This window comes from Mesorhizobium sp. M0317 (assembly GCF_040321555.1).
Lineage (GTDB): Bacteria > Pseudomonadota > Alphaproteobacteria > Rhizobiales > Rhizobiaceae > Mesorhizobium.
The window spans coordinates 146,422-171,751 of the sequence record NZ_JAMYRV010000003.1 but is presented as its reverse complement, the minus strand read 5'-3'; the positions used below and the strand labels follow the sequence as shown (position 1 = coordinate 171,751).

The following is a 25,330-nucleotide window of genomic DNA, read 5'->3' as shown; positions in this document are numbered from 1 at the left end:
TTAAAGGGTTAGCATGATGTCCGCCGCTTCCGGTCCTCCTCCAACCGCGGCCGCCGCCGGCATTAGCCCCTATGAACGGATCGAAAATGCGCGGCGCGCCAGCAGGCCACAGCCGCAACAAACCGCGCCGATCATGGCACATGCGGCGGCATCCGCTGTAACGTCGGCCCCTGTAACGTCGGCCCCTGTGTCGCCTGCACCCGTGGCCCTGCCTGTAGCCGAGCCCGTCACGACGGTGACGCTCAACAAGATCGGAACCTTTCTCGAACTCGATTTCGGGCGTCTGTTTGTCTGGCTGCGCGCCGGCCTCGCTCTGGTATGCCTGCTGGCAATCGCCGGCGGGATCATCGGCGGTGCCTACGCTCTGCTGAGCAAGCAGCGCTACACCGTGACCACGGACATCCTCATCAATCCCGCCAATCTTCAGGTTGTTCCGAATGATCTTTACCCGCAATCGGCCCAGGTCGATGGACAGCTGCTCAGCGCGCGCAGCAAAGAGCGCATCTTGACCTCGGGCAGCGTGCTTTCACGTGTTGTAGACGATCTTGACCTGGCCAGTGACCCGGAGTTCTTCGACGCGGACCGTAGCCGCACAGGGACGGACGGCGCCAAACCCGATCCAAAGCTTACCGCCCTGAAGAACCTGGCGGAACGGGTTAGCAGCATCGCGGATGAAAAGTCGTTTGTCACGACCTTGATGGTATCGGCGGAAACCCCCGCCAAGGCGATCCTGATTTCGCAGGATATCGTCAAGACTTTCCAGGAAGAGCTGGCCAGCGCCGAGGCTTCCGGCGCCAGCCGTGCCGCGGCGGCGCTGGACGGGCGGCTGGGCCAGCTCAAGAGCGATGTGCAGGCGGCCGAAGAGAAGGTCGAAGCCTATAGGCGCAGCCACAATCTGGCCACCAGCAATGGGCAGCTTGTTTCCTCGCAAACCATGACCCAGCTCAACGGCCAGATCGTGGAGACGCAATCGCGCGTCATCGCCGCGCAGGCAAGTTACGACGCCCTGCTTGCCGCCGGCGCAAACGGCACCAATTCCGGTCCCGCCACGTCGGAGGCGCTTGTGGCGCTGCGCGCAACGGCCAACGGCCTGCGCCAGCAGATCGATTCGCAGTCGATGACCTTTGGCCCCCGTCATCCGTCGATCGTCAGGCTGAAGACGGAGTACAACACAGTCAGCGCGCAACTCAGCGCCGAATACGCGCGCACCCTGCGCCTGGCGAAGGTCAATCTCGATGCCGCCAAAACCTCGTCGGCCTCCCTCAATGCCAAGATGAATGACTTGAAGGGCAACGTGTTCTCGGATAGCGATTCCGAGGTCGCCTTGCGTGAGCTTGAACGTGACGCCGCGTCGAAGACGGCTATCTATGAGAGCTTCCTGTCGCGGGCACGCCAGATAACCGAGCGCGAACAGATCGACAGCACCAATGTGCAGGTGATTTCCACCGCAGTGCCGCCAAAGGGCCGTTCATGGCCCCCGCGCACCGTCGTGATGATCGGCCTGGGGGCCATTGGCGGCATGATCCTCGGCATGTTGCTCGCCATTACCCTGGGTATCGTGCGCGACATGCGGCTTCCGCCGAACCGCCCGGATGTCATTGCCAGCCGCGCCTGAAATGGCGAAGCGGATTGTCTTTCACATTGCCAGCCTCAGGGGCGGCGGCGCCGAGCGTGTGTTCGTCCTGATAGCGAACGAGCTGGCATCGCGCGGCCACAACGTCACGCTTTTTACCTGGAACGCGCAGGGGCCCAATGCCGCCCTGCTTTCGCCTGCCGTGCATCTGGTCGATTTCGGCCTCCCCATTCGCGGCGAGGGTTATGGCAAGTGGGCGACATTGAAAGGCATCGTGCGAAGCGCGGGCCTGCTTGGCCGCCTTTCTCCCGACGCGATCTACAGCGCCCCGGAATTCGCCAATCTGGTCGTGGCGCTGGCGCTTTCCCTCGCGCGAAGCAGGGCGCGGTTCTTCCCGAGTTTCCACGCCGCCGCCTCACTGCCTTCCGGCAGCCTTGGCGCGAAAATGGCGGTCTGGCTTTCGGCCCTGGTTGCGGCCCGCGCCACCAGGGCCATCGCGGTTTCTGAGGGTGTCGGCGGCGATCTTGTGGCCCGAGGCTTCCCGAAATCCAAGGTCGTGGTCATCAACAACCCGCTGCCGCCGGCTGCGGCATCCCAGCAACGCTCCTACGCCTGGCAGGCAGAGCTCGCGGCGATGGGCAACGGCCCCATCATCATCACCGCCGGACGCCTGGTGCCCGTTAAGGATCATTGGACGTTGCTGCGGGCCTTCGCTGTGCTGCGCGCCGGCCGCCGGGCCCGGCTTGTCATCTTCGGCGAGGGTCCGCTGGCCGACGAGTTGCGCGCCTATGCCAAAGAATCCGGTATCGGCGCAGACGTTCTGTTTGCGGGCTATGTCAATGATCCGGCGGCCTGCTACGCCGTAGCTGACTTGTTCGTCCTATCATCGACCAGCGAGGGCTTCGGCAATGTTCTGGTCGAGGCCATGGCAGCGGGGATTCCGGTGGTCTCCACGGACGCGCCGCACGGCCCGCGCGAAATACTTGATGACGGCCGCTTCGGCGCCCTGGTGCCGGTCGGCGATGCCGCGGCCCTGGCAGTGGCGATGGCCGGAATGCTCGACCAGCCGACAACCGCCGCGATCCTGAAAAGCAGGGCGGCGGATTTCGAAATTGAAAAGATCGGAGACCGGTACGAGGCGTTGCTCTGAATTAGCGCATGGATCGGCTTGCGGCGGCACAGGAATCCGCCATTGATGGGACAGGACGCCGCCAACATAGGCCGGTTACTCATGATCTTTAACATCAATTTACCCGGAGTTGGTAACAACAGGGAACCCGCGTTTTATCCTCAGGATAGGGATTTTCCTTGCCGCAGCATCACAGCCTTCCTGCCGGCCGTGCAAACGATCGCAATTGGCCGCGATTGCACCGCTTCATGCGGGTTGAGCTGGAACTCGCGCCTGACGTCCTGGTGCCGCGAGCCGAAACGGAACTGCTTGGCCGGACGGCCGCGGCCATTCTTGGCGAACAGGCGCACGAAACGATCCTGATCGACATGTGCTGCGGCAGCGGCAATCTTGCCGTGGGCATCGTCAGCGAATGTCCTCGGGCTCGGGCATGGGCGGCGGACCTGACCGACAGCACGGTTTCGCTTGCCCGCCGCAATGTTGTGCGCCTCGCCCTGCAGGACAGGATCAAGGTCCGGCAAGGCGACCTATTTGCCGCGATCGAGGGTGACGGCCTCCGCGGCGCTGCCGACATGGTTGTGTGCAACCCGCCCTATATTTCCTCATCCCGTCTCGATAGCGAAAGCGCGCATCTGTTGGAGAACGAACCTCGGGAAGCTTTCGACGGCGGCCCTTACGGTATTTCGATCCTCCAAAGGCTGGTCCGGGATGCCGCAGCTTTCCTCAAGCCAGGCGGATGGCTGCTATTTGAGTTCGGCGAAGGTCAAGATCGGCAGATAGCAACCCTTTTATCGAGAACGAAATCCTACGAAACCCCAACCTTTGCCGTGACGGCCGACGGCCAGCCCCGTGTCGCCATGGCGCGCAAACATGGTGGCCGGGTTCCCGGAACCGGGAGCCCGGCGTGAGCGTCGTCCGCGCCCTCGATCAGGCCGACCTTGCGGCCGTCGCGGGCATGTTTCAACGCATGCTGCGCAAGAAGCGGGGGCCAGCGCCGGCCTCCCTCGTCGATTACATGAGGCGGTTTTATCTGGACGCACCCGACTGGGGCAGCGGGCTCCGTTCGCTTGTCCATGTCAATGACGCCGGCCAGGTTTCCGGGTTCGTCGGCGTTCATGCGCTGCCAATGAAATTCAACGGCCGGCAGCTCTACGCTGCCATCTGCAGCTCGCTGATGGTCGAGGATCACGAGACCGATCCGATGGCCGGTGCCCGCCTGTTGAAGGCCTTCCTCGATGGTCCGCAGGACATCTCCTTCAGCGAAACCGCCAATGATACGTCCGTGAAACTGTGGACGCGGCTTCGCGGCGTTGTGCTGCCGCAATACAGCCTTGACTGGGTTCGCGTGATGCGGCCGGCGACCTTCATGCTCAGCCTTTTTGCCAATCACATGAAGCTTGCCTGGATGTTCAACCCGCTCGCCCGGATCGTCGACCGGCTCTACCTTCGCAAAATGAAGGGCAGTCAACGACGCTGGACCGGCGTCGTCGCCAACGCATCGAGCCGGGGGGCATTTCGGGCCTCCGAGATCGACAGCGGCAGCTTTGCGGGGCTGCTGGAGCCGCTTTGCGCCCAATTTCCGCTACGTCCGCAGTGGGCGGAAGGTCAGCTCAACCATATTCTGGGCGATGCGGCGCAAAAGCCGGATTTCGGAGAGCTTGTCTACGTGTCGGTGGCATCGCCGAACGGCGCCAATGTCGGCGCTTTCGCCTATTACGCGCGACCGGACGGGATCGGCCGCGTGCTGCAGGTCCTCGCTCTTCCCGGCCAGGCCGGGCCGGTGATCGATTGCCTGGTCGAGCATGCCGCCCGGCGCGGTGTCTCCGGCTTGCGCGGCCGCGTCCAGCCCGCGCTTCTGGACGCCATGCTTGTAAGACGCATAGCCTTCATACCGGTCGCCTCGACCGTCGTGCATTCACGCGATCCCGAGCTTCTCGATGCCATGAAGAACGCGCAGGTCTTTCTGAACGGGCTTGCGGGCGAGCAGTGGAGCCAGTTGATCGGCGGCCGCTTCACCTGAAGCGTTCCGCCTACAGCAATTCCAGGAAAGGGTGCGCGGCTTTCCGTCCGGAATTGCGTAAAGACAAGAGCTTAGTATTTCTTTCATGCATGTCGTATCGCAAGACCGGATCACTTTTGCTCGATATGCATAGGTCAGGAGCCGACTTCGTCCACGCCGTCAACGAGCTGCGGGCGCAGGTGCAGATAGCGCGTTGCCTTTCGCTTGGCGGCGATGTCGGCCCAGACGCGTTCGATCTGTGAGGCGGTCAATCCCGCCGCTTGCCCTACCACCTCGGCTGACACGCCGTTGTTGAGGCCGTAGAGACACAGATCCATCCGATCGTAAGGCAGGGAGAAGTAGAATTCTTCCTGCGTCTGCGCCAGCGAGTAGGTGTCGGTGGTCGGCGGCCGGTTGCGGACCTCTTCCGGAATGCCGAGATAGGCGGCTAGCGCATAGACCTGCGTCTTGTAGAGATGCGCGATCGGCTTGACGTCGGCGGCGCCGTCGCCGTTCTTGACGAAGAACCCCTGGTCGTATTCCAGCCGGTTCGGTGTGCCGAGCACGGCGAAGTTCAGCCGGTCGGCATGATAATATTCGAGCTGCTTGCGGGTGCGCTGCTTCATGTTGGTGGCGGCAACGATGCCGAGATAGACAGCCACCGGCATCCGCAATTTCGTCTGCTTGCCTTGCGGGTCCTGCACCACCAGCGACGAGATGTTGTAGCCCTCGCCTTCGAGCACGTTCGCGATCACGATCTTCGAGGCCCAGCCCTTGCCATAGTCCGGGACCAATTCGCGGATGAAGGCGTCGCGGCGTTCATAGCAGCCCATTGCCCGCAGGGTCGGCCCGATATCCTCCACAACGGCCTCGACGCCGAAAGTGTCGGCGACCAGATGGCCGAGCCGCAGGCTTTCGGGGTCGGAATCGCTTTCCGGCATGAGGACGCACAGCACATTCTGGTGGCCGACGGCCCGCGCGGCCAATGCAGCCGAAACGCTGGAATCTACACCGCCCGAAAGACCGAGCACGAGTCCGCGCTTGCGAATGCCGCGCAACTGCTCGCGCAGGGCCGCCACGATCCTGTCCGTTTCGGCGGCGGGATCGATGGCCAGGGCTTGCGTGAAGGCCGGCGCATCCTGGGTTGAGCCGATGTTCATTGCTCGGCCTCCATCATCTCAGCCGCGAGCCGGCGGCTGACCTTGCCCGACTCCGTCTTCGGTAATTCGCTCCGGAACTCTATGATTTTGGGGACCATGAAATCCTCCAGGTGGCGCGCGCAGTGACGAATGATGTCCTTTCCGCCAAGCGCCGGATCGGACCGCACGACGAGCGCGCCAATCGCATGCCCCAGCACCGGATCCGGCACGCCGACGACCACCGCTTCCGCGATACCTGGATGGGCGTGGAGCACGGCCTCCACTTCCTTGGGGGCGACCTTCTCGCCACGCGTCTTGATGATGTCGTCCTTACGCCCGACAAAATAGAGAAAGCCGTCCTCGTCGGTCTGGAACAGGTCGCCCGTATAGAGCACCTTTTCCCAAGGGTTAGGCCCCGGCCGGAGCGCTCGTTCCGTCGCGGCCTTGTTGCGCCAATAGCCCTGCATCACGTGCGGACCGCGGATGACTAGCTCACCTGCCACGCCCGCCGGCACGCGTTGTCCAAGGTCGTCGACGACAAAGGCTTCCGTGTTGGGGATGGCTATGCCGACCGACCCTGGCCGGCGGTCAAGTTCCTCGGGTGGCAAATAGGTGCAGCGCTTGCATTCGGTCAGCCCATACATCGAATAGATCCGGACGCCGGGCAGCAGCGAGCGCAGGCGTTCTATGTGGGCTGGCGGCAAGGCGGCCGCGGTGTTGGAAATATAGCGGAGGCTGGGCAGGAAACCCGGCGCCAGATCACGCATCTGCAGGATCATCGCCGCCATGGTAGGCACCAGCGGAAGGCCGGTGACGCCCTCTTTGCGGATGCGTTCGAAGATCTCGTGCGGGAAGGCGAAGGACTTCTCGAGCACCAGCGTGGCCCCGAGCCTGACTGCCATCAGCAACTGGTAGAGGCCATAGTCGAAGGCAAGCGGGAGGACGTTCAGGATGATGTCGTCCGGCGCGTTGCGCAGATAGGTGGCGATCGACCCCGCGGCGGCGTCGCAATTGCGATGCGTCATCATCACACCCTTGGGCCGGCCGGTCGAACCTGACGTGTAGATCAGCATCGCAAGGTCGACGTCGATGCCGCGATGGTCTACCTCCGCGCCATCGAACGTCAGGCAGTCAGTCAGGGACGCGGCCCCTGCCGGGCATTGCCCATCGGCCCCAGGAGTGGAAGCCACGAAGATGCCGGTCTTGCCTTGCGATGCGCAGGCTTCGGTGACCACGGGCATCAGCTTCGCCTGCGTCAGGACCGCCCTGGCGTCGCAATCGGCGATGATGTAACCGAGCTTGTCGGCCTTTGTGGAGGGGTTGATCGGACTGAAGGTCGCACCTGCCTTGAGTGCGGCAAAGATCGATACGGCGGCCTCCCAGCAATTGTCCATGAAGATCAGGACGCGGTCGTCGCGCCTGATCCCATTCATGAAGAGAGCGGTGGCCAGCCGGCTCGAAAGGTCGTCGAGTTCTTCGTAGCTCAGCCTTTTGCTCCTGGTGACCAATGCCGTCTTGGCCGGGTGGGCAGCAGCCTTCGCCACCAGAAAATGCTCGATCCGCACGGGACGTTCCTCGCCGTTGGCGCTTACGCTGCCAGCGTTTGTGCTCTCGCCTCGATGAAGGACGAGATGCGGTCAAGCGAGTCCAGGTTGGCCGGAACGATGTCGGCGTCCACCATCGCGATGCCGAAATTGTCCTCGATGAAGGCCACCAGCTCAAGCACCGCAGTCGAGTCGATAATGTCGTTCTCGATCAGCGAGGCTGAATCCGACAGTTTGTAGGAGGTGTCGCCGAACAGGAAGTTGTCGACGATAAAGCTTCTGACCCTGTCCTTGATTGCCGTCATCATGTATTTCCTTTTCCTCGCCGTCTCAGGCCGCTCTTGCCGCGCCGACCGCTTGGCCGGCGAAATTCTTCTGCCACAGCTGCGTCGATAGAATGCCGACGAAGGCGGCGTTGTCGCGAAATCCGGTCGCGGTCTCCATGCGGCATTTCTCGTGGAGCTTGGCCACCGCCTTGGCGTTGAACAGGCCGCCGGCGGTAATGCTCGCCTCGCCCAGGCAGTCACGAATATAGTCTAGTTCCTCCGCCCCGACGAAGGAGCGGGCCTCCGGGGCGCGGTAAGGTTGCTTGGTGCGTTTGCCGATCGCCGCCGGAAGGTGGTGCCTGGCCACCTTGCGCAATATGTGCTTCTCCATCAAGCCTTTCAGTTTCATCTCCGGCGGAAGTCTTGCCGCGAACTGTACCACGCGATGATCCAGGAAAGGAAACCGCCCTTCGATGCCGTGCGCCATGGCCATCCGATCGCCTTGGCTGGAGAGGATGTAGCCGGGCAGGAGGAAGCGGGTTTCGAGATATTGCGCCTGATGCAGCGGATGCCATAGGGAAAACGCCTCGGGTAGGCGGCTGGTCAGCTCTTCAGCTGCGTCATAACCCTGCAACGTCGCGCGCAGGTCGCCGGAAAAGAAGATTTTCGCCGCCGCCGTGGTCTTGAAGCGTGGCCGATGCGAGAACAGCGGATCGTCGAGGGCAGCGTTGCTGGTACCGAAGAAGGCAGCCAGATACTCCACCGATTGCTGTTGCAGGCCCGGCAGATACGGGTAAAGCCGGCGGAACAGCTGCGGCCTTACGCGCGATGTGGGCTGCCGCCCGCAGAACCGGCGGACACGCGCCTCCTTGAAGACGTCGTAGCCGGCGAAGACCTCGTCGGCGCCTTCACCCGTCAGCACCACCTTCAGGCCGGCCTGGCGAACCAGGGCGGATAATTTGTAGAGTGGCGCTGGCGCCGTGCGGATGATCGGCCGCTCGGCAAAGCGGACGACCTCAGGAAAGACCCCGGCGATATCGCGGGCGCCGCATTCTATGGCGTGGTGGCGCGTGCCGAGCGCCGAGGCCATTTCGATCTGAAAGGCGCTTTCGTCATGCTCGGCGCTGTCGAAGGTTACGGAAAATGTCTCCAGTCTCCGAGGAGTCATGCCGGCGGCAAGCGCCGAAACGAGCGACGAATCGAGCCCTCCGGAAAGATAGGAACCGACCGGCACGTCGGCCCGCATGCGAAGCCTCACCGCATCGGTCAGAAGGGCTTGCAACTCCTCTGCCGCGTGGTCCTCGTTCGTGATCTTCGACGGCTCATCACGATGCGGATAGTCCAGGTGCCAGTACCGCTTGACCGTGACCTGCCCCTGCGTCGCAATCATCACACTTGCCGGTTCCAACTCGTGGATATTGCGGAACGCCGTGCGCGGAGCGATCGGCGCCCACAGCGTAAAGATCTGGTCCAGCGCAATCGGATCAATTTCAGCGGAGACGCCCGGGACCTTCAGCAGGGCTTTGATCTCCGAGGCAAAGTAAAGCACCCCGTCCTTGCTTGTGTAGAACAGCGGCCGGACACCCATCCGGTCTCGTGCAAGCACCATTCGTCGCTGCCGATTGTCCCATATCGCCAAGGCGAAATCACCGTTCAGGAGAGACAAGCAGTCTTCGCCCATCTCCTCATAGAGCTGAAGGATGACCTCTGTGTCGCTCGACGTCCGAAAGTGCCGGCCCTTGGCGATCAGCCCTTCGCGCAGTTCTATGTAGTTGAAAATCTCGCCGTTGAACGCAATCGTCAAATTGCCGGCCTCGTCGGACATCGGTTGCTGGCCATCGCCGATGCCGATCACCGACAGCCGCGCATGCCCGAGCCCGGCATCGGGTGCTACGAATTTCCCTTGCTCATCCGGCCCACGATGGGCAATTGCGGCTACCATGTGCGTGAGCAAAGCTTCCGCATCCCGGATTGACCCGAAATAACCCCCGAATCCACACATCCCTTGAACTCATCTTGAACGCTAAGGTACGGAACATAACCTCGATAATGGCATCTGAGGTTAATCCAATATTTTCACCCAGCATGTGGTTAACAAGAAGTTTGCCACGATGTGGTCTTCGTGGCTAGGACGCGATGGCTCTCCATCACCTGGCGGTCGCGTGTGTGGACAACAATTTTGAGGCCGAGCCCTTCCAGGGCGTGCGGCCGTATAGGCGGAACGATAGTCCAGGCGAACCGCCCTGGATACAAACAGGCCGCGCGCAACGTGCCGGCGATCTTGAGGCAAATTCAACCGCAGGCTGCCGGGCTGACTATTATTGGGTAGGTTTTTTCAACGGTTGCAATGGCTTAGCGTTTTCCGACACGCGCCGGGCGCGAACGGACCAGAGCGTTTCCAAAAAAGTGACACGGTTTTCTCTGCAGAAGCGCGCAGCGCTTCTCAAGCAATTTGCCTCGAAATCAAAAGATGACGTGGGTTTCAACGTGTCTGTGGAACGGTTGATCGCTCTAGGCCTTTTGTCCGGGTTGGCATGGCCGGACACGGGCGGCTAAGGCTGGAAATGTGATTGCACGTCTTCGCTGCCGGGGGGCTGGCCGGAGGACGAGGAGGATGGCGCTGAATTTCGAATATATTGCCGGCCATCCGGCGCTGCACCGTCATGTCGAGGCGCAGTCGAAGGCGCTGCTGCATATCTATGAAACGAGCCCACGCCTGGCCGCCGTGTTCGCCACGCAACAGCGCTGGCTGCTGGCTCACACCGGCCTAGCCCTGCATTTCGCCCGCGACCCGCGCGATCCCCGCACGGAACTGACACTGGCCCGCTTCATCGATGCCGTGCTTCACTATTCCGTCGCCAGCCGCAACACGGCCGAAGCCTTCATCAAGGAGATGCTGTACTATCACATCATCGAATACCTGCCGCACACCGGTGATGGACGAGCCCATCCCTTTCAGGTGACGGCAGCGACGCTGAAGGAATTCGACGGCTGGGTGGTTGCGCATCTGCGCACGCTCGACGGTCTCGACAGCGGCAACCGCCTCGCCGCTTTTCTCGAGCAGCACGGCATGATTGCCAGGCTGCAGCCGCTGGTGGCGGAAGGCCTGCTCTCCTCCAACCCTGTGCGTGAGCCCAAGCAGACGTTTTCGCTGTTCATCTGGCTCAACAATGGCGGCATCGTCATGGATTGGCTGATGTCCGGCATCGATCCCGACAATGCCGCCCTCGACCGGATCCCGACCAGCGTGGTTTCGATCGGTGAATTCGCCAGTTGGCTAAAACTCTCGCGCACCCATCTTGCGCGCAAATTGCGCGACGCCGAAAAGCTCGGCAGCGTCGGCTGGCTGGGCCGGCGCGGGCATTCCGTAATGTGGGTCTCGAACAGCTTCTACCAGGAATACATGACCGTGCAGGCCGCCAAGCTTGCCGTCATCGATGCCGCGTTCGAGGCCTGCCGACCGGCGTCGCCGCACGCTGGCTGAACGTTCGGCGCAGACGCTGTTGCGCAGCCGATCGTGCCGACCGCGAGGACCCGTCCGGGCGCATGGCCGAGGTGGCCTTTCCGCCGTCGGGATACGGACATCTGGACAGCGGGGGCGAAGCCTGAAAGCGGAACGATCCGCGCGAGCGGCAGCGATCCGCCCGACGGGTTCGGGTGGATCAACTGGTCAAAAGCCGGGCGCAGCATCTCAATCGATGTCGAATGACACGCCCTGCGCCAGCGGCAGCGCCTTGGAATAGTTCACCGTGTTGGTGGCGCGGCGCATATAGGCCTTCCAGGCATCGGAGCCGCTCTCGCGGCCGCCGCCGGTTTCCTTCTCGCCGCCGAACGCGCCGCCGATCTCGGCGCCCGACGTGCCGATGTTGACGTTGGCGATGCCGCAATCCGAACCATCGACGCCGAGAAAGCGCTCGGATTCCTGCAGATCGCGGGTGAAGATCGACGACGACAGTCCGGCGCCGACCGCATTGTGCTCGTCGAGCACGGCATCGAAATCGGAGTACTTCATCACATAGAGGATCGGCGCGAAGGTTTCTTCGGTGACGGGAGCCACCTGCTTCGGCATTTCGACCAGCGCCGGATGCACGTAATAAGCATCGGGATGGCCATTCTCGACCCGCGAACCGCCGGTCAGCTTGCCACCGTGAGCGGTGGCTTCCTTGAGCGCCTTCTGCATGGCGTCGAACGCCGCCTTGTCGATCAGCGGCCCGACGAGCGAAGACGTCTCCAGCGGATTGCCCACCGAGACGCTCTCATAGGCCTTCTTCAGCCGCGGCAGCAGCGCGTCATAGACGCTGTCATGCACGAACAGGCGCCGCAGCGTCGTGCAGCGCTGGCCCGCGGTGCCCATGGCGCCAAAGGCGATGGCGCGCAGCGCCATGTCGAGATCGGCGGTCGGGCAGACGATGCCGGCATTGTTGCCGCCGAGCTCGAGCACGGCGCGGGCAAAGCGCTTGGCCAGCCGCGGGCCGACATCCCGGCCCATGCGGGTCGAGCCGGTGGCAGAAACCAGCGCCACCTTCGGGTGGTCGACCAGGATCTCGCCGACGGAGCGGTCGCCAATCAGCACCGGTGCCAGGCCCTGCGGCGCATCCGCGCCGAAGCGCTTGACCGCGCCGGCAAAAATCGCCTCGCAGGCGAGCGCCGTCAGCGGCGTCTTTTCCGAGGGCTTCCACACCACGGCATCGCCGCAGACCAGCGCCAGCGCCGCGTTCCACGACCACACCGCGACCGGGAAGTTGAAGGCCGAAATGACGCCGACGACGCCGAGCGGATGCCAGGTCTCCATCATGCGATGTCCCGGACGCTCGGTGGCGATAGTCAGACCGTAGAGCTGGCGGGAAAGGCCGACGGCGAAATCGCAGATGTCGATCATTTCCTGGACTTCGCCGAGGCCTTCCGACGGGATCTTGCCGACCTCGACCGACACCAGCCGGCCAAGCTCGGTTTTGTGCGCGCGCAACTCCTCGCCGAGCAGCCGCACCAGTTCGCCGCGCCGGGGACCCGGCACCATCCGCCAAACCTGGAACGCCGTGTGCGCGGCATCGATGGTCTTGGCCGCATCGGCCGGCGAAATCGTCTTCAGCGCCGCGATCTGTTCACCCGTCACCGGACTGCGCACGACGAGGTCGCCGCCGGTCAGCGCGTCCTTGGCCACACCCAGTTTCGCCAGAAGTTCGGCCGTTTCCTTCGCTATCGTCATTTTCATCCCTTTCAGATCCGCTCGCCATCATAGGGCGGCGGTCGAGCCTTGGCGCCATTATCGCCCGCATGCCGCAGGCGCTGTCATGGCGTGCCATTACTCGGTTCAGGGGAAAATCGCCACCCCGGCATGGTCCAAGCCGGGATTGCACGATTGAGCCAGAGGAGAAACAGGCTTAGTGCGCTGTCTTCGCCGGCGCCTTCACGGCTCCGTCTCGCATCAGCCGGTCGATATGCATGCGGATATGGGCGGCTTCCGCTGCCGTGTTGGCCAACGCAATGGCGCGATCGAAGGCGACACGCGCCTCTTCGCCACGGCCGAGCTGCATCAACAGACCGCCCTTGAGGCCGAAGAAGTGGAAATAGCCGGACAGCCTCTCGCCTAGCGGCTCGATCATGGCAAGGGCAGCTTCCGGCCCGCGCACCTTGGCGACCGCAACGGCACGGTTCAGCGTCACCACCGGCGAAGGTTGCATCGCCTCCAGCAGGCTGTAGAGCAGGTCGATCTCTGTCCAGTCGGTCTCCTCGGGGGTTGCCGCCCGCGCATGAAGGGCGGCGATCGCCGCCTGCACCTGGTAGGGTCCGGGCTTCTGGTGGCGCAGGGCCTTGTCGACCAGCGCCAGGCCTTCGTCGATCATCTTGCGGCTCCACAGCGAGCGGTCCTGGTCGTCGAGCAGCACGATCTCGCCATTCTCGTCGAAGCGGGCCGGCGCGCGCGCATGCTGCAGCAAAAGCAATGCCGTCAGGCCCATGATCTCCGGCTCGGTCTGGAACAGCCGCAGCAACAGGCGAGCCAGCCGGATCGCTTCCTCGCAAAGCGGCGCACGCGCCGGCGCCTCGCCGCTGTTGGTGGAATAACCTTCGTTGAAGATCAGATAGACCATGGCGGCGACGGCGGCGAGCCGCTCCGAGCGCTCGACCGCGCCGGGCGTCTCGAACGGCACGCCGGCATCTGCAATGCGCGCCTTGGCGCGCGTGATGCGCTGTTCCATGGCGCTTTCGCCGACCAGGAACGCACGCGCGATCTGTTTGACGGTGAGACCGGAGACGATGCGCAACGCCACCGCGATCTGCTGCGTAGGCGGCAGATCCGGATGGCAGCAGATGAACAAGAGCCGCAATATGTCGTCGCGGTAGTGGGCGCCGTCCAGCCGTTCGGCGATATCGCTCTCGGCATCTTCGAGGTCCGAGATCTGGTCCTCTTCCGGCATCGGCGCCTGCTTGGCGCGCTTGCGCACCGCGTCGATGCCGGTATTGCGGCCGACAAAGATCAGCCAGGCCGCAGGATCGCGCGGCGGCCCGTTCTGCGGCCAGTTCTTGAGTGCCCTCAGGCACGCGTCCTGGAAAGCTTCCTCCGCCGTATCGAGATTGCGGAAATAGCGCAGCAGCGCACCCATAGCCTGCGGGCGGGCAGCGCTGATCGCCGAGCTTATCCAGGCGAGGTCTGTCATGTGGCTACTCTGGTTGGGTTGAAGACGGAAACCGGTCGGATCTCATAGGATCCGCCGCTGGGATTAACCTCGGAAAGCTCGCGCGCGAACTCGACGGCCTCGTCGAGATCGGCGCATTCCAGCGTGTAGAAGCCGAGGAACTGTTCCTTGGTCTCGGCAAACGGGCCGTCGATGACGACCGATTCGCCCTTGACCTTGCGCAGCGTCGTCGCGGCGGTGGTGGGCAAAAGCCGCGCCACCGGCCCAAGCCGGCCGGCTTGAGCGTATTTTTCCTGCACATGCATGAGCTTTGCCATGACCTCGTCATCCTGTGCCTTGCTCCAGGAGGAGACGACATCTTCGGAGGCATAGCAGAGGATAGCGTAGAGCATGGGAGGTCCTTTTCTGTCTCAAAGGACGAAACAGTAGGGCCTATGCCGACATGGCGTCGACAAAAAAGTTACGCCATTTTGTCAGCCTTCGCTTGCCTTCAACCATCTCAGCACAAGAGCCTCTTCATCATCGAGACCGTCTATCGATCGCTTGCGCTTGTTGGCCTCGGTCATTTCGCTAAGCAGCCGCCCTTCCACCCAGGCTTCGAAAACCTGTGGATGGATGTAGCATTTGCGGCAGACGGCGCGTGTGTTACCGAGCCGCTCGGCCACCTTGTCGATGACCGCGTTCATCACACGCTTGGTCTGCGCCTGGCTTTGGGGAAGCTCCGTCCGCGCAAACAGCGACGCGGCATGGATGGTGCCGCCCCAGGTGCGGAAATGCTTGGAGCTGAAATTGGCGCCGATCGCGTCGCGGATATAGCGGTTGACATCGTCGGAGCGCACTCCATGCCTCTCGCCGTCCTCGTCGAGATATTGGAACAGTTGCTGCCCCGGAATATCCTGCGCGCCGCGCACGACCCGGGCGATGCGGCGGTCGACCAGCTTCAACTTCCATTCCTTGCCGGACTTGCCCTTGAAGGCAAAGCGCAGGCTGGATCCCTTGATGTCGACGTGGCGGTCGCGTAGCGTCGTCAGCCCAAAGCTCTTGTTGTCGCGGGCATAGGCGGCATTGCCGACCCGGATCATCGTGTTGTCGAGCAGCCAGACAATTGCCGCCACGACGCGCTCGGCCGGCAGGCCACGGCGGCGCAGATCGGCATCGATCCGGCGGCGCAGCTCCGGCAGGCTTTCGGCAAAGGCGACAAGGCTGGAGTATTTGGCGCCGTCGCGCTCGGCGGCCCACAGCGGATGGTAGCGGTACTGTTTGCGCCCGCGCTGGTCGCGGCCGGTCGCCTGGATGTGGCCGGCGGGATCGGGCGAGATCCACACATCCGTCCATGCCGGCGGAATGGCCAGCGCCTTGATGCGGGCAATGGCTGCCGCGCCGACGGCCTGTCCTTTCGCGCCCTTGTAGGAAAAGCCTTCGCCCGCCTTCAGGCGCCGGATCCCCGGCTCGCTGTCGCTGATATAGGTGAGCGAGGCCTGTTCGGCAGCGGTCTGCGCGCCGTTCTTCGGCGCTCCATCGTCCCCCTGTCCGGCAGCCGACCGGCCGGATGGCGTCCCAGATTTGTCAAGCATGCCCGCTCCACGAGATTTTTCTCGTAGATAAGCGCCAGGCCGACTGCTGGTTCCACCGCGTTGCTATGGAATGTGGTCGGGTCCACCAATGGTGGCACCAGCCGGCACGGCCATCCAGAGGCCGCCATCGTCGACGTGAGGCGGATGGTAGTCGCGCCCGGGCGGAATCTGTTCGAACACGGCCCCTGCCTCATCGGCAAGGTAGTCATAGCCCACATCCTGCAGAAGCCCCTTTGGATCGAGGTGGTGGTAGAGATTGCGGCGGGCGATCCGCCGCTTCGGCTCCATCATTTTCAAATGATAGAGGTTGAGCCCGCTGTTGCGGGCCTTGAAACCAAGATCGGGAGGATACCAGAGCCCATGCAGGTCCTCTGGTCGGTACTTCGCCGGATCGTAGGCTCTGAACAGACGATACTGGAACTTTTCGGCCCACAGCCCGTCGACCCGGTACTCGGTCGGCGAATACAATTCGCGGAGCCGGAACCCCCAGGCCATACGCCTGTAATCCCCCGTCAGCTGTCCGATCCGCTCCGCGGTACCGCGTTCCAGCCGCTCATCGGGATCAATAGCCAGGATCCAGTCGGCAGCAGCTTCATGCGCTGCGTCGAGTAAGATCCGCCGCCGCTGCGGCTCGCTGCTGAACACGCCGGTCGCCCCACGATCGTCATAGGCAATCCAGCCGTCAACGACCGGATCGATGTTGGTGATCAGATCGGCAACCAGATGCGCGTCATAACGATAGCTGAAAACTGCGACCGTTCTCTGGCGCGTCCAGAACAGTCGGCTCCGTCGCCAGCGTCGAGGTTTGATTTGGCTCCTTATCATTTTCTTGTTGCCGCTTTCACGCGATTTCGCACGCCAATATAGACACCCACGGATTTGACCAGCAGGGCAAGCCAGACAATTGGCATCGACATCATCGCGAAAGTTCGATCCCGATCGGAAAGCCCGATCTTCACCAGCTTGCGGGCATTCCGCCGATCGCGAAACGTGTCGCGAAAACACCGAAACGGACTGTTCAGGGCGGACGCTGCGAGGTAATCGCCGCGGCGACAGCCGCGCCTGTACTGATCGGCAAGCAATCTGGACAGCCGGGTTTCGTTGCGATGAACGGTTTGCACCTTAGGCTCCCAGACCGGCTGCAGTTCCTGCGGCAGCCGCCCCAGGAATTCGGTGTCTTCGGCAGCAGGCATGGTTTCATCGAACAAGCCATATTCATCGAACAGCCGCCGATCGAACGACACGCCGTAACGCAGCGCACGATCCGACGGCAGACCGGGAAGCCGTCGCATGAACATGATCAGATGAGCCGCACAGGCGATCAGATTGCGCGGATGGCTATTCACCATCGCGCTCGCCACGGCGCGGTCGCCAGCCAGATGCCGCTGCATCCGTGCCTCGGCCCAGCCCGAACAGGCGAGGCAATCATCGGCAAGAAAGGCAACGAAAGGCGCTTTGGTGGCCGCAATGCCGAGGTTGCGGGCTGCGCCTACAAACAGCCTTCGACCGACCTCGATCACTGGCACCTTGACCCCGGCGCCGGTCAGCAGCGCCAGGACCTCGCCTCCGCCCGAGTTGACCACCATGATCTCGAGCGGCTCATCCTGATCCAGCAGGGATGTCACCGCCTCGACGATTTGAGCCGGCGCGCGATAGCCGATGACAATGACGGCAAGCTGCGGCGGGGCTGATTCAGGCACGTTGCAACTGGACGCGCGGAGAGGAAAACCAGCGCCGCAGCGCCAGCTTCAGCTGGTAGCGCCTGCAACGCCAGGTGTTCGACCGCACCTTCGGCGCCGCCGCCGCGATCCTCAGGAACCGCGCCGCCGTCTCCAGATCGCCGCGCGCATAGTGAACCCGGGCGATCTTGAGGGCGACCAGCCCCTCCCTGGTCTTTAGCGACGACAGTGGGATGCCACAGTCAGTCAGCTCGCGCAGCGCCAGCCGCCAGTCGAGAAAGCGGCGCACCGGCCTGGTGATGAAGCGATCATCGGAACGCACTGCCGAAACGTGGTAGATCATGACGGGATGCACGATCAGGGCAAGCGACGCCCTGCCCATCAGCCTGGACCAGAACAGCGTGTCCTCGTCATAGGCAAGCCCGGTCGGGAAGCGCGTGTCGCCGACGACGCGCCGGGAAACCAGCGCACTGCCCACGGCGATCGAGCGAATGTGACCTTCCAGATAGGCCGAGGCATTGGCTATACCGTCTTCTATGTAGCCGGCTGGAAGCTTGAGGTTCCGGTTCTCGCCATCGGTGCGCCGACGGTAGGCGCCGATCACCATGTCGGCGGCCGGCTGCGCCCCCGCCCGGACCAGCATCGACCGCAGCCCGCCCTCCAGATGCAAGTCGTCGGCGTCGATCAGGTAGATCCAGGAGCATTGCGCCTGCGCCAGCGCCACATTGCGGGAGCCGCCCGCGTCCCGGCAGTTGCTCATGAGCACGCGCAACGGCAACGAGAATTGCGTGGCGGCATTCAGCGCGGCTTCTGCCGTCCCGTCCGAGGAGGAATCGTCGACCAGCAGCACCTCGCCAATAACCTCGGCTTCGGAACGAAGCGAGGCCAGCGTGGCCGCTATGGTTGCCGCCGCATTGTGCGCCGGGATGATGACACTGATTGCCGTCAATACCGAACTCCGCATCAGCATGCCTGCCGACCGATCCTCCCCGAAGTTTCAACCGAGCATAACGGGCATCGCCGTTGTTGAGAAGCTGTGCTTCGAGGCTGTCAGGCCTTCTCAAGCGCGACCGGAATGACGTCGACGGCCTGGTCGCCGACCTGGCCGCCGGTGGTTTTCAGCACGCCGACGATCGGAGCCACGTCGGAATAGTCGCGGCCATAGCCAACGGTGATGTGGTCGTTGCTGGCCCGCATGCCATTGGTCGGGTCGAATTCCTGCCAGCCGGCATCGCGCCCACACCACACCTTGACCCAGGCATGCATGGCATCGGCGCCTTCGAGCCGCGGCTTCCCTTTCGGTGGAATGGTGCGCAGGAAGCCGCTGACATAACCCGCAGGAATACCTAGCCCGCGCAGGCCGGCGATCATGATGTGGGAGAAGTCCTGGCACACGCCCCGCTTCAAACGGAAGGCATCGCTGGCCCCGGTACGCACCGTGGTCGCTTCCCCGTCATAGGTGAAGTCGCGGTGGATGCGGTTGCACAGATCGATGGCCATGCCGACCGTCGAGCCGCCGGCGCTGTCGCAGGCATAGGCGGTGATCGCCGCATCGATGCCGGCATGATCGCTGGCGGCGAGAAAGTGATGCGGTGCATCCGGCCCCAGTGACCGTACGGCGCCGAGTTCTTCCCGCAGGCGCTGCAGATCGGGCGACACGTCGAGCCCAGGCTCCGGCCGTGACACCGACACGCGCGCGCTCATTCTGATGTCGAGCCCGTCATGGACGTCGCGAAAGGCGATCGCGGTGACATTGTTGCCAAAGAAATCGGCAAAATCCGTGCGCTCCGATGGGGTCGGCACAAACGAAAGCGAGGCCGCGATCACGCGCTGCACGCCGGCAATGGTCGGCGGCAATACACGCACCTGATGCCGGCTGCCACCGGCCGCGGCGTCATAATCGTAGCTGAGATGAAGCCTGATATCGTACAGCATGTTAACCGAAATACGCTTTAGCCAGGCTGCTGTAGAGGTTGCCGATCTCAGTTGCGAGATCGTCCAGCACCTCCGCCGACATCTCCGATGGCTCCATGACGGCAATTGCCGTGTTGAGCTGCAGGATTTCCTTGGCCGCGACCGACATATGCCCCTCCGGCCCAACCGATGGCAACAGGCCGATCTCCGCCTTCAGCCGTTCGAGCTGGAACAGGATCGAGCGCGGGTTGAGTGGGTCGAGCGCCAAGAGGTCGATCACCGTGCGCCGTCCGGCCCGCACCGGATATTGCCGGCGGTGGGTCATGACGCTGTCACCGATCTCCAGCATCATGTCGAGCGAGCCGTCCGGCGCACCGGACCTTGTCAGTCGGGCTAGCGTACGGGCGATCTGGATGCCGCGCTCGATCCGCCGGCCGATCTCGAGGAAACGCCAGCCGGTGAAACGGTACATATTCTCGTGCAACAGGCCGGAAAAGCCGGCCAACTTGCGCAGCATGACCGTCATCGCCCGTGTCGCGTCGTCACCCGGCGCCACCGTGGTGGCGAACTGATGAATGGTCTTCGACAGGTCCTTCAGCGCCAGCCAGCCATCGGGCGAAAAGCGGTCGCGGATCTGTCCGGCGCTGTAGACGGCGCTGTCCAGCGTGCCGATCAATCCGGGCGGAATGGCCGCTTCGAGATCGATGCCGAAGGGTTCGAGATAGTCCCTGATATCGGCGAGCAGCAGCATGTCAGGATCGGACGTCTCGGCCAGCCGCACATGATAGGCGCGCAGGATGCGAACCGTATCCTCCGAGCGCTCGATATAGCGGCCGAGCCAGGTCAGGTTTTCCGCCGCGCGGCTGGGCAGGCTGCCCGGCATGGTGCGGACGAAGCTGTCATGCTCCTGCGGCAGCAGCGTCTCGCGCTCGACCGACCGGTCGCTGACCACCCAGACGTCGGCCGCCTGGCCGCCGCGCTGCATGGCGATGGCCGTCGGGTCGAGCGAAAGGCCGACACGGGCGAAACCGCCCGGCATTACCGTCCAGCCATCGGGCGTGCGCGCCAGATAAACGCGCAGGCTTGCCGGTCGCGGTTCCAGCCAGCCGCCGACATAGACCGGCGTCGTCGACAGCGTCACCGCTTCCTGGCCGACGAAACCGCTGCCATCGCTCTCGATGCGCGCGATCAGCGCGATGCGTTCCTCCGGCGTCAGTGCCGAACCGAGCCTGGTCTGTCCGTCATCCTCGAAGGCCAGCCGCGTCGACAGCGCCGGACCGATCACCATGCGATCGATATTGGCAAGCACATGGGCCCGTTCGGTTGCTTGCCCGCACCACCAGGTGGCGACGCTTGGCAACAGAAGTTCTTCGCCGCGCAATGCGCGCGAAATCTTCGGCAGGAAGGCGAGCAGCGCCCGGGTTTCCATCAAGCCCGAACCCAGCGCATTGACCGTCGAAACCGTGCCGCGGCGGATCGCCTCGACCAGCCCCGGGGTGCCGATATGCGAGTCTGGCCGCAGTTCCAGCGGATCGGCGAAGGCGGCATCGAGCCGCCGCCACAGCACGCTGATCGGCATCAGCCCCGAAACCGTGCGCACCATAAGCTTGCCGCCGGCGACGGTCAGATCCTCGCCCTCGAGCAGCATGATGCCGAGATAGCGGGCGATATAGGCGTGCTCGTAATAGGTCTCGTTGAGCGGCCCCGGCGTCAGAATGGCGACGCGGCCGTCATTCTCCTTCGCCATGCCGATTAGCGCATCGCGAAAGCGGCGGAAGAAACCGGCCAGGCGATGCACATGCATCTCGCCATAGACGTCGGACAAAGCCCGCGTCGTGGCGACGCGGTTTTCCAGCGCAAAGCCGGCGCCCGACGGCGCCTGCGTGCGGTCGCCCAGCACCCACCAGCTTCCATCCGGCCCACGGCCGAGCTCGAAGGCGCAAAAATGCAGGAAATGACCGCTGGCCGGCATGGTGCCGACGACGGGGCGCAAATATTCGGGGCTCGCCGCAATCAGGCCTGCCGGCAGGATTCCCTTCTCGATCAGCCGGTTCGGGCCGTAGATATCAGCGACTATCTCCTCGAAAAGGTCGGCCCGCTGGACGAGACCGGCGCTGATCCCTGCCCATTCCTTGTCTTCGATCAGCAGCGGGATATGCGCCAACGGCCATTCGCGCTCATTGGCGCCGGCCTTGTCGTAGACGCGGTAGTAGACCCCGGCATCGCGCAGATACTGGTCGGCGCGGGCAAAGCGCTGGCCGAGCTTTTCGGGACCCAGCTCCTCCAGCGCCTCGATGAAGGGCGCCCAGGCCGGACGCGGATGGCCCGAAGCATCGACCATCTCGTCGACGACGCCGTCAATCGGCTGGTAGTGCTCCAGCAGACTGTGCCTCAGCGGCTTGCCGCGGACCTTTTTCTGATTCCCCTTTGCCATCGCTGATCAGAGTCTTGCTGGCCGCCTGAGGTCAAGGGTCATGGGGAAGTCTTCAGAGGCTTCTTCATTGCGCAGCACATAGGCCGACGGCGTATGGCCGCGCGGCTCGAAGCGGGCGAGACGCCTCGCCTCGGCCTCATTGCCGTTGACCGGGAAAGTGTCGTAGCTGCGCCCACCTGGATGCGCGACATGGTAGACGCAGCCGCCCACCGCCCGCCCCGACCAACGGTCGTAAATGTCGAAGACCAAAGGCGTGTTGACCGGCAGCGCCGGATGCAGGCCCGACGAAGGCTGCCAGGCCTTGAAGCGCACACCGGCCACCGCGACCTCGCGATTGTCAGTGACCTTCATCGGCACGATTCGGCCATTGCAGACAATGGCATGACGTTCCGGGTTGAGGCCTTCGGTCCTGACCTGCAGCCGTTCGACCGAGGAATCGACGAAGCGCACGGTGCCGCCGATGGCGCCTTGCTCACCCATCACATGCCACGGCTCCAGCGCCTGCCGCAGTTCCAGCTTGATGCCGGCATGCTGGACTTCGCCGCAGAACGGAAAGCGGAACTCCAGCTGGGCATCGAACCATTCCGGCCGGAATTCGAACCCGTTGAGCTTGAGGTCGTCGAGCACGTCGAGGAAATCCGCCCAGACATAGTGCGGCAGCATGAAACGGTCATGGAGCGAGGTGCCCCAGCGCACGAAGCGGCCATCAAGCGGGTTCTTCCACGCACTGGCGATGATGGCGCGCACCAGCAATTGCTGCGCCAGCGACATGCGCGCATTGGGCGGCATCTCGAAACCGCGGAACTCGACAAGCCCAAGCCGGCCGGTCGGGCCATCGGGCGAAAACAGCTTGTCGATGCAGATTTCCGAGCGGTGCGTATTGCCGGTGACATCGGTCAACAGGTTGCGAAACAGTCGGTCGACCAGCCAAGGCAGCGGTGGGTTGCCCTGGCCCGGGTGCGGCACCTGCGCCATCGCGATCTCGAGTTCGTAAAGTGAGTCGTGCCGCGCCTCGTCGAAGCGAGGCGCTTGGCTAGTCGGGCCGATGAACAGGCCGGAGAATAAATAGGATAGCGACGGGCGCCGCTGCCATTGCAGCACCAGGCTCTTCAACAGATCGGGCCGGCGCAGGAACGGGCTGTCATTGGGCGTTGCGCCGCCGACGACGACATGGTTGCCGCCGCCGGTACCGGTGTGGCGGCCATCGATCATGAACTTGTCGGCGCCAAGCCGTGTCTGCCGTGCTTCCTCGTAAATCGCCGTCGTCGTCGCCACGCAGTCCTGCCAGTTGGCAGCCGGATGGATGTTGACCTCGATGACGCCGGGATCGGGTGCCACCCTGATGACGTTGAGGCGCGGATCGTGCGGCGGTCCATAGCCTTCGATATGCACGGGAAGGCCGATCGCCTTGGCCGCGTTTTCTGCGGCTGCGACGAGCTCGAGATAGTCTTCCAGCGCCTCGACCGGCGGCATGAAGACGCACAGCCTGCCATCGCGCGGCTCGACCGAAAGTGCTGTACGCACAGCGCCGCCGATCTCGGTGATCTCCTGTTCGACCCTATCCTGCTGGCCGGTCGTCGCCGTGAAAGAAATCGCCTGCTGGCGTCGTGCCATCTCGTCGGCGCCTTCCAGCTCGGCCGGAGCCGGTTCTGGCAGTATGGCTTCCCGCGCCGGCAGCGGTCCACGCGGCAGCGACGGATCGACCGGCACAATATAGGGGAACTGCGCCGGCGGCACATAGGGCAGCGTGCCCAGCGGCAGGCGGTAACCGACAGGCGAATCGCCCGGCACCAGGAACAGCCGCCCGCGCCGTGTCTTCCACTTCTCCGAGCGCCAGCGCGGGTCCGAAGCCTGGCTGTTCCAGCGCTGCACCGGCAGCACGTAGCCGGACGGCCTGGTCAGCCCGCGCTCGAACACTTTCGCCATGCGGCTGCGCTCTTCCGGGTCTTCCAGCTTGGAGTTGGACGGATCGACATTGTCGGGCAGCTTGCCTTCCTTGAGCAGCCATTCGGCCGGGTCCTCATAGGCCTCGCTGACCATCGCCTTGTCGATGCCGAGTTCGCCGGCGATTGCCGTCAGCAAGCTTTCGGCTTGCTGCGGCCCGACCTCCGCATCGCTCTTTTCGTGTGCGATCAGCGACGGATCGCTCCACACCGGCTGGCCGTCGGTGCGCCAATACAGCGAGAAGGTCCAACGCGGCAGGCTCTCGCCCGGATACCATTTGCCCTGGCCGTAGTGGAGGAAGCCGCCCGGCGCGAAGCGTTCGCACAATTTACGGATCAGCGCATCGGCCTTTTCGCGCTTGGTCGGGCCGACGGCGGCGGTGTTCCACTCGGCGGACTCGAAATCGTCGATGGAGACAAAGGTCGGCTCGCCGCCCATGGTCAGCCTGACGTCGCCCGCTTGAAGTGCGGCGTCGACCTTGTTGCCCAGCACATCCAGCGCCTGCCAGCTTTCGTCCGAGAATGGCTTGGTGATGCGCGGATGTTCGGCGATGCGGTCGACACGCATGTCGAAGCCGAATTCGACATTGGCGAAGCTCGCCATGCCGGAAATGGGTGCGGCGTTGCGGAAATGCGGCGTGGCCGCCAGCGGCACATGGCTTTCGCCGGTGAGCAGGCCGGACGTCGGATCGAAGCCGATCCAGCCGGCGCCCGGCAGATAGACCTCGCACCAGGCGTGCAGGTCGGTGAAGTCTACGGCGGTCCCGGCTGGGCCATCGAGCGCGACCAGATCGGGCTTCAGCTGGATCAGATAGCCGGAGACGAAACGAGCGGCGATGCCGAGATTCCTGAGGATTTGCACCAGCAGCCAGCTCGAATCCCGGCACGATCCCTTTTTCGCGGCCAGCGTTTCCTCCGGCGAGAACACGCCGGTTTCCATCCGCACGATATAGGCGATTTCGCGCTGCAGCCGCGCATTGAGGTCGACGACGAAGTTGACGGTGTTGGTGGCGCTACGGTCGATGTTTGCGAGGAAAGCAGACAGCAGCGGCCCCGCCGGCTCCGGCGTGCGGTAGATGGCGAGATCGTCCCTGATGTCTTCGGGGTACTCGAACGGGAAGGTCTCGGCCGATGGTTCGACGAAGAAATCGAACGGATTGTAGACCGTCATGTCGGCGACGAGGTCGACCTCGATCTTCAATTCCGTCACCGGTTCCGGGAAGACGAAGCGGGCGAGGAAATTGCCGTAGGGGTCCTGCTGCAGATTGACGAAGTGGTTCGCCGGCCCGACGTTCAGCGAATGGCTGAGCACCTTGGTGCGGGAATGCGGTGCCGGCTGCAGCCTGATGACCTGGGGCCCGAGAACCACCGGCCGGTCATATTTGTAATGGGTCAGGTGGTAGACGGCTGCCAGTATTGCCATGGGGCCCCGGAGATCGGCGTTTCTTCAGCCGAACCCTGACACATCTATTGGCCATTCTCCAAGCAGAGATGTTGCGCT

At 63.5% G+C, this 25,330-nt stretch carries 20 protein-coding genes; 6 read left to right on the top strand and 14 right to left on the bottom strand.

From position 1 onward, the window contains the following. The first annotated feature begins 16 nt into the window (after positions 1–16). The 4 genes from NKI88_RS04915 to NKI88_RS04900 all read left to right on the top strand — a co-directional run bounded on the left by NKI88_RS04915 (position 17) and on the right by NKI88_RS04900 (position 4,722). A complete protein-coding gene (locus NKI88_RS04915; RefSeq protein ID WP_352653988.1) occupies positions 17–1,615 on the top strand; it encodes a GumC family protein in 1,599 nt (532 codons plus the stop codon). 1 nt (position 1,616) lies between these two features. Continuing rightward, positions 1,617–2,723, top strand: a complete 1,107-nt coding sequence (locus tag NKI88_RS04910) for a glycosyltransferase (RefSeq protein WP_352653986.1) — start codon at positions 1,617–1,619, stop codon at positions 2,721–2,723. A gap of 158 nt (positions 2,724–2,881) precedes the next feature. After that, positions 2,882–3,610 (top strand): N5-glutamine methyltransferase family protein, encoded by a 729-nt coding sequence (locus NKI88_RS04905; RefSeq protein ID WP_023671791.1) that lies wholly within the window; start codon positions 2,882–2,884, stop codon positions 3,608–3,610. Beyond that, positions 3,607–4,722 carry a hypothetical protein gene (locus NKI88_RS04900; RefSeq protein ID WP_023671790.1) on the top strand — a complete coding sequence of 372 codons (1,116 nt, stop codon included), beginning with the start codon at positions 3,607–3,609 and terminating at the stop codon, positions 4,720–4,722. Before NKI88_RS04905 ends, NKI88_RS04900 begins: the two co-directional genes overlap by 4 nt. Before the next feature lie 134 nt (positions 4,723–4,856). On the opposite strand, the gene nadE is transcribed toward NKI88_RS04900, so the two are convergent. Genes nadE through asnB form a run of 4 tightly spaced genes read right to left on the bottom strand, consistent with a single transcriptional unit; the run spans position 4,857 to position 9,652 of the window. Then, a complete protein-coding gene (nadE, locus tag NKI88_RS04895; protein WP_023751291.1) occupies positions 4,857–5,861 on the bottom strand; it encodes an NAD(+) synthase in 1,005 nt (334 codons plus the stop codon). Next, a complete protein-coding gene (locus NKI88_RS04890; RefSeq protein WP_352653983.1) occupies positions 5,858–7,405 on the bottom strand; it encodes a class I adenylate-forming enzyme family protein in 1,548 nt (515 codons plus the stop codon). The genes nadE and NKI88_RS04890 overlap by 4 nt, the downstream gene beginning before the upstream one ends. A 23-nt stretch (positions 7,406–7,428) precedes the next feature. Further along, positions 7,429–7,692 (bottom strand): acyl carrier protein, encoded by a 264-nt coding sequence (locus tag NKI88_RS04885; protein WP_023671787.1) that lies wholly within the window; start codon positions 7,690–7,692, stop codon positions 7,429–7,431. 22 nt (positions 7,693–7,714) lie between these two features. After that, a complete protein-coding gene (gene asnB, locus NKI88_RS04880) occupies positions 7,715–9,652 on the bottom strand; it encodes an asparagine synthase (glutamine-hydrolyzing) (RefSeq protein ID WP_352653981.1) in 1,938 nt (645 codons plus the stop codon). A gap of 134 nt (positions 9,653–9,786) precedes the next feature. Here asnB and NKI88_RS04875 point away from each other — a divergent pair, with 134 nt between their 5' ends. Together NKI88_RS04875 and NKI88_RS04870 are read left to right on the top strand one after the other, a co-directional pair. Further along, a complete protein-coding gene (locus NKI88_RS04875) occupies positions 9,787–10,206 on the top strand; it encodes a hypothetical protein (RefSeq protein WP_352653979.1) in 420 nt (139 codons plus the stop codon). A gap of 58 nt (positions 10,207–10,264) precedes the next feature. Continuing rightward, positions 10,265–11,134, top strand: coding sequence for a hypothetical protein (locus tag NKI88_RS04870; RefSeq protein WP_352513974.1), 870 nt, complete (start codon positions 10,265–10,267; stop codon positions 11,132–11,134). A gap of 207 nt (positions 11,135–11,341) precedes the next feature. Here NKI88_RS04870 and amaB read toward each other — a convergent pair whose 3' ends face one another. From amaB to NKI88_RS04820, 10 genes are all read right to left on the bottom strand, one after another. Further along, positions 11,342–12,856 carry an L-piperidine-6-carboxylate dehydrogenase gene (amaB, locus tag NKI88_RS04865; protein WP_023735004.1) on the bottom strand — a complete coding sequence of 505 codons (1,515 nt, stop codon included), beginning with the start codon at positions 12,854–12,856 and terminating at the stop codon, positions 11,342–11,344. 175 nt (positions 12,857–13,031) lie between these two features. Beyond that, positions 13,032–14,306 (bottom strand): RNA polymerase sigma factor, encoded by a 1,275-nt coding sequence (locus NKI88_RS04860; protein WP_023707663.1) that lies wholly within the window; start codon positions 14,304–14,306, stop codon positions 13,032–13,034. Next, positions 14,303–14,677: a YciI family protein gene (locus NKI88_RS04855; RefSeq protein WP_023725131.1), complete on the bottom strand. Its 375-nt coding sequence runs from the start codon at positions 14,675–14,677 to the stop codon at positions 14,303–14,305. The genes NKI88_RS04860 and NKI88_RS04855 overlap by 4 nt, the downstream gene beginning before the upstream one ends. Positions 14,678–14,758: 81 nt before the next feature. Continuing rightward, positions 14,759–15,859 (bottom strand): DNA topoisomerase IB, encoded by a 1,101-nt coding sequence (locus NKI88_RS04850; RefSeq protein ID WP_023831514.1) that lies wholly within the window; start codon positions 15,857–15,859, stop codon positions 14,759–14,761. 63 nt (positions 15,860–15,922) lie between these two features. After that, positions 15,923–16,684 carry a hypothetical protein gene (locus tag NKI88_RS04845; protein WP_352653976.1) on the bottom strand — a complete coding sequence of 254 codons (762 nt, stop codon included), beginning with the start codon at positions 16,682–16,684 and terminating at the stop codon, positions 15,923–15,925. After that, positions 16,681–17,559 carry a glycosyltransferase family 2 protein gene (locus NKI88_RS04840; protein WP_352653974.1) on the bottom strand — a complete coding sequence of 293 codons (879 nt, stop codon included), beginning with the start codon at positions 17,557–17,559 and terminating at the stop codon, positions 16,681–16,683. Before NKI88_RS04840 ends, NKI88_RS04845 begins: the two co-directional genes overlap by 4 nt. Next, entirely contained in the window at positions 17,552–18,487 is a 936-nt protein-coding gene (locus tag NKI88_RS04835; protein WP_023725135.1) for a glycosyltransferase family 2 protein, read from the bottom strand. The genes NKI88_RS04840 and NKI88_RS04835 overlap by 8 nt, the downstream gene beginning before the upstream one ends. 101 nt (positions 18,488–18,588) lie before the next feature. After that, positions 18,589–19,473 (bottom strand): transglutaminase family protein, encoded by an 885-nt coding sequence (locus tag NKI88_RS04830; protein WP_352650607.1) that lies wholly within the window; start codon positions 19,471–19,473, stop codon positions 18,589–18,591. Between the two features lies 1 nt (position 19,474). After that, positions 19,475–21,886 carry a circularly permuted type 2 ATP-grasp protein gene (locus tag NKI88_RS04825; protein WP_352653972.1) on the bottom strand — a complete coding sequence of 804 codons (2,412 nt, stop codon included), beginning with the start codon at positions 21,884–21,886 and terminating at the stop codon, positions 19,475–19,477. 6 nt (positions 21,887–21,892) lie between these two features. Continuing rightward, on the bottom strand, positions 21,893–25,252 hold the full coding sequence (locus NKI88_RS04820; protein ID WP_352653970.1) for a transglutaminase family protein: 3,360 nt from the start codon (positions 25,250–25,252) through the stop codon (positions 21,893–21,895). Positions 25,253–25,330: the final 78 nt, after the last annotated feature.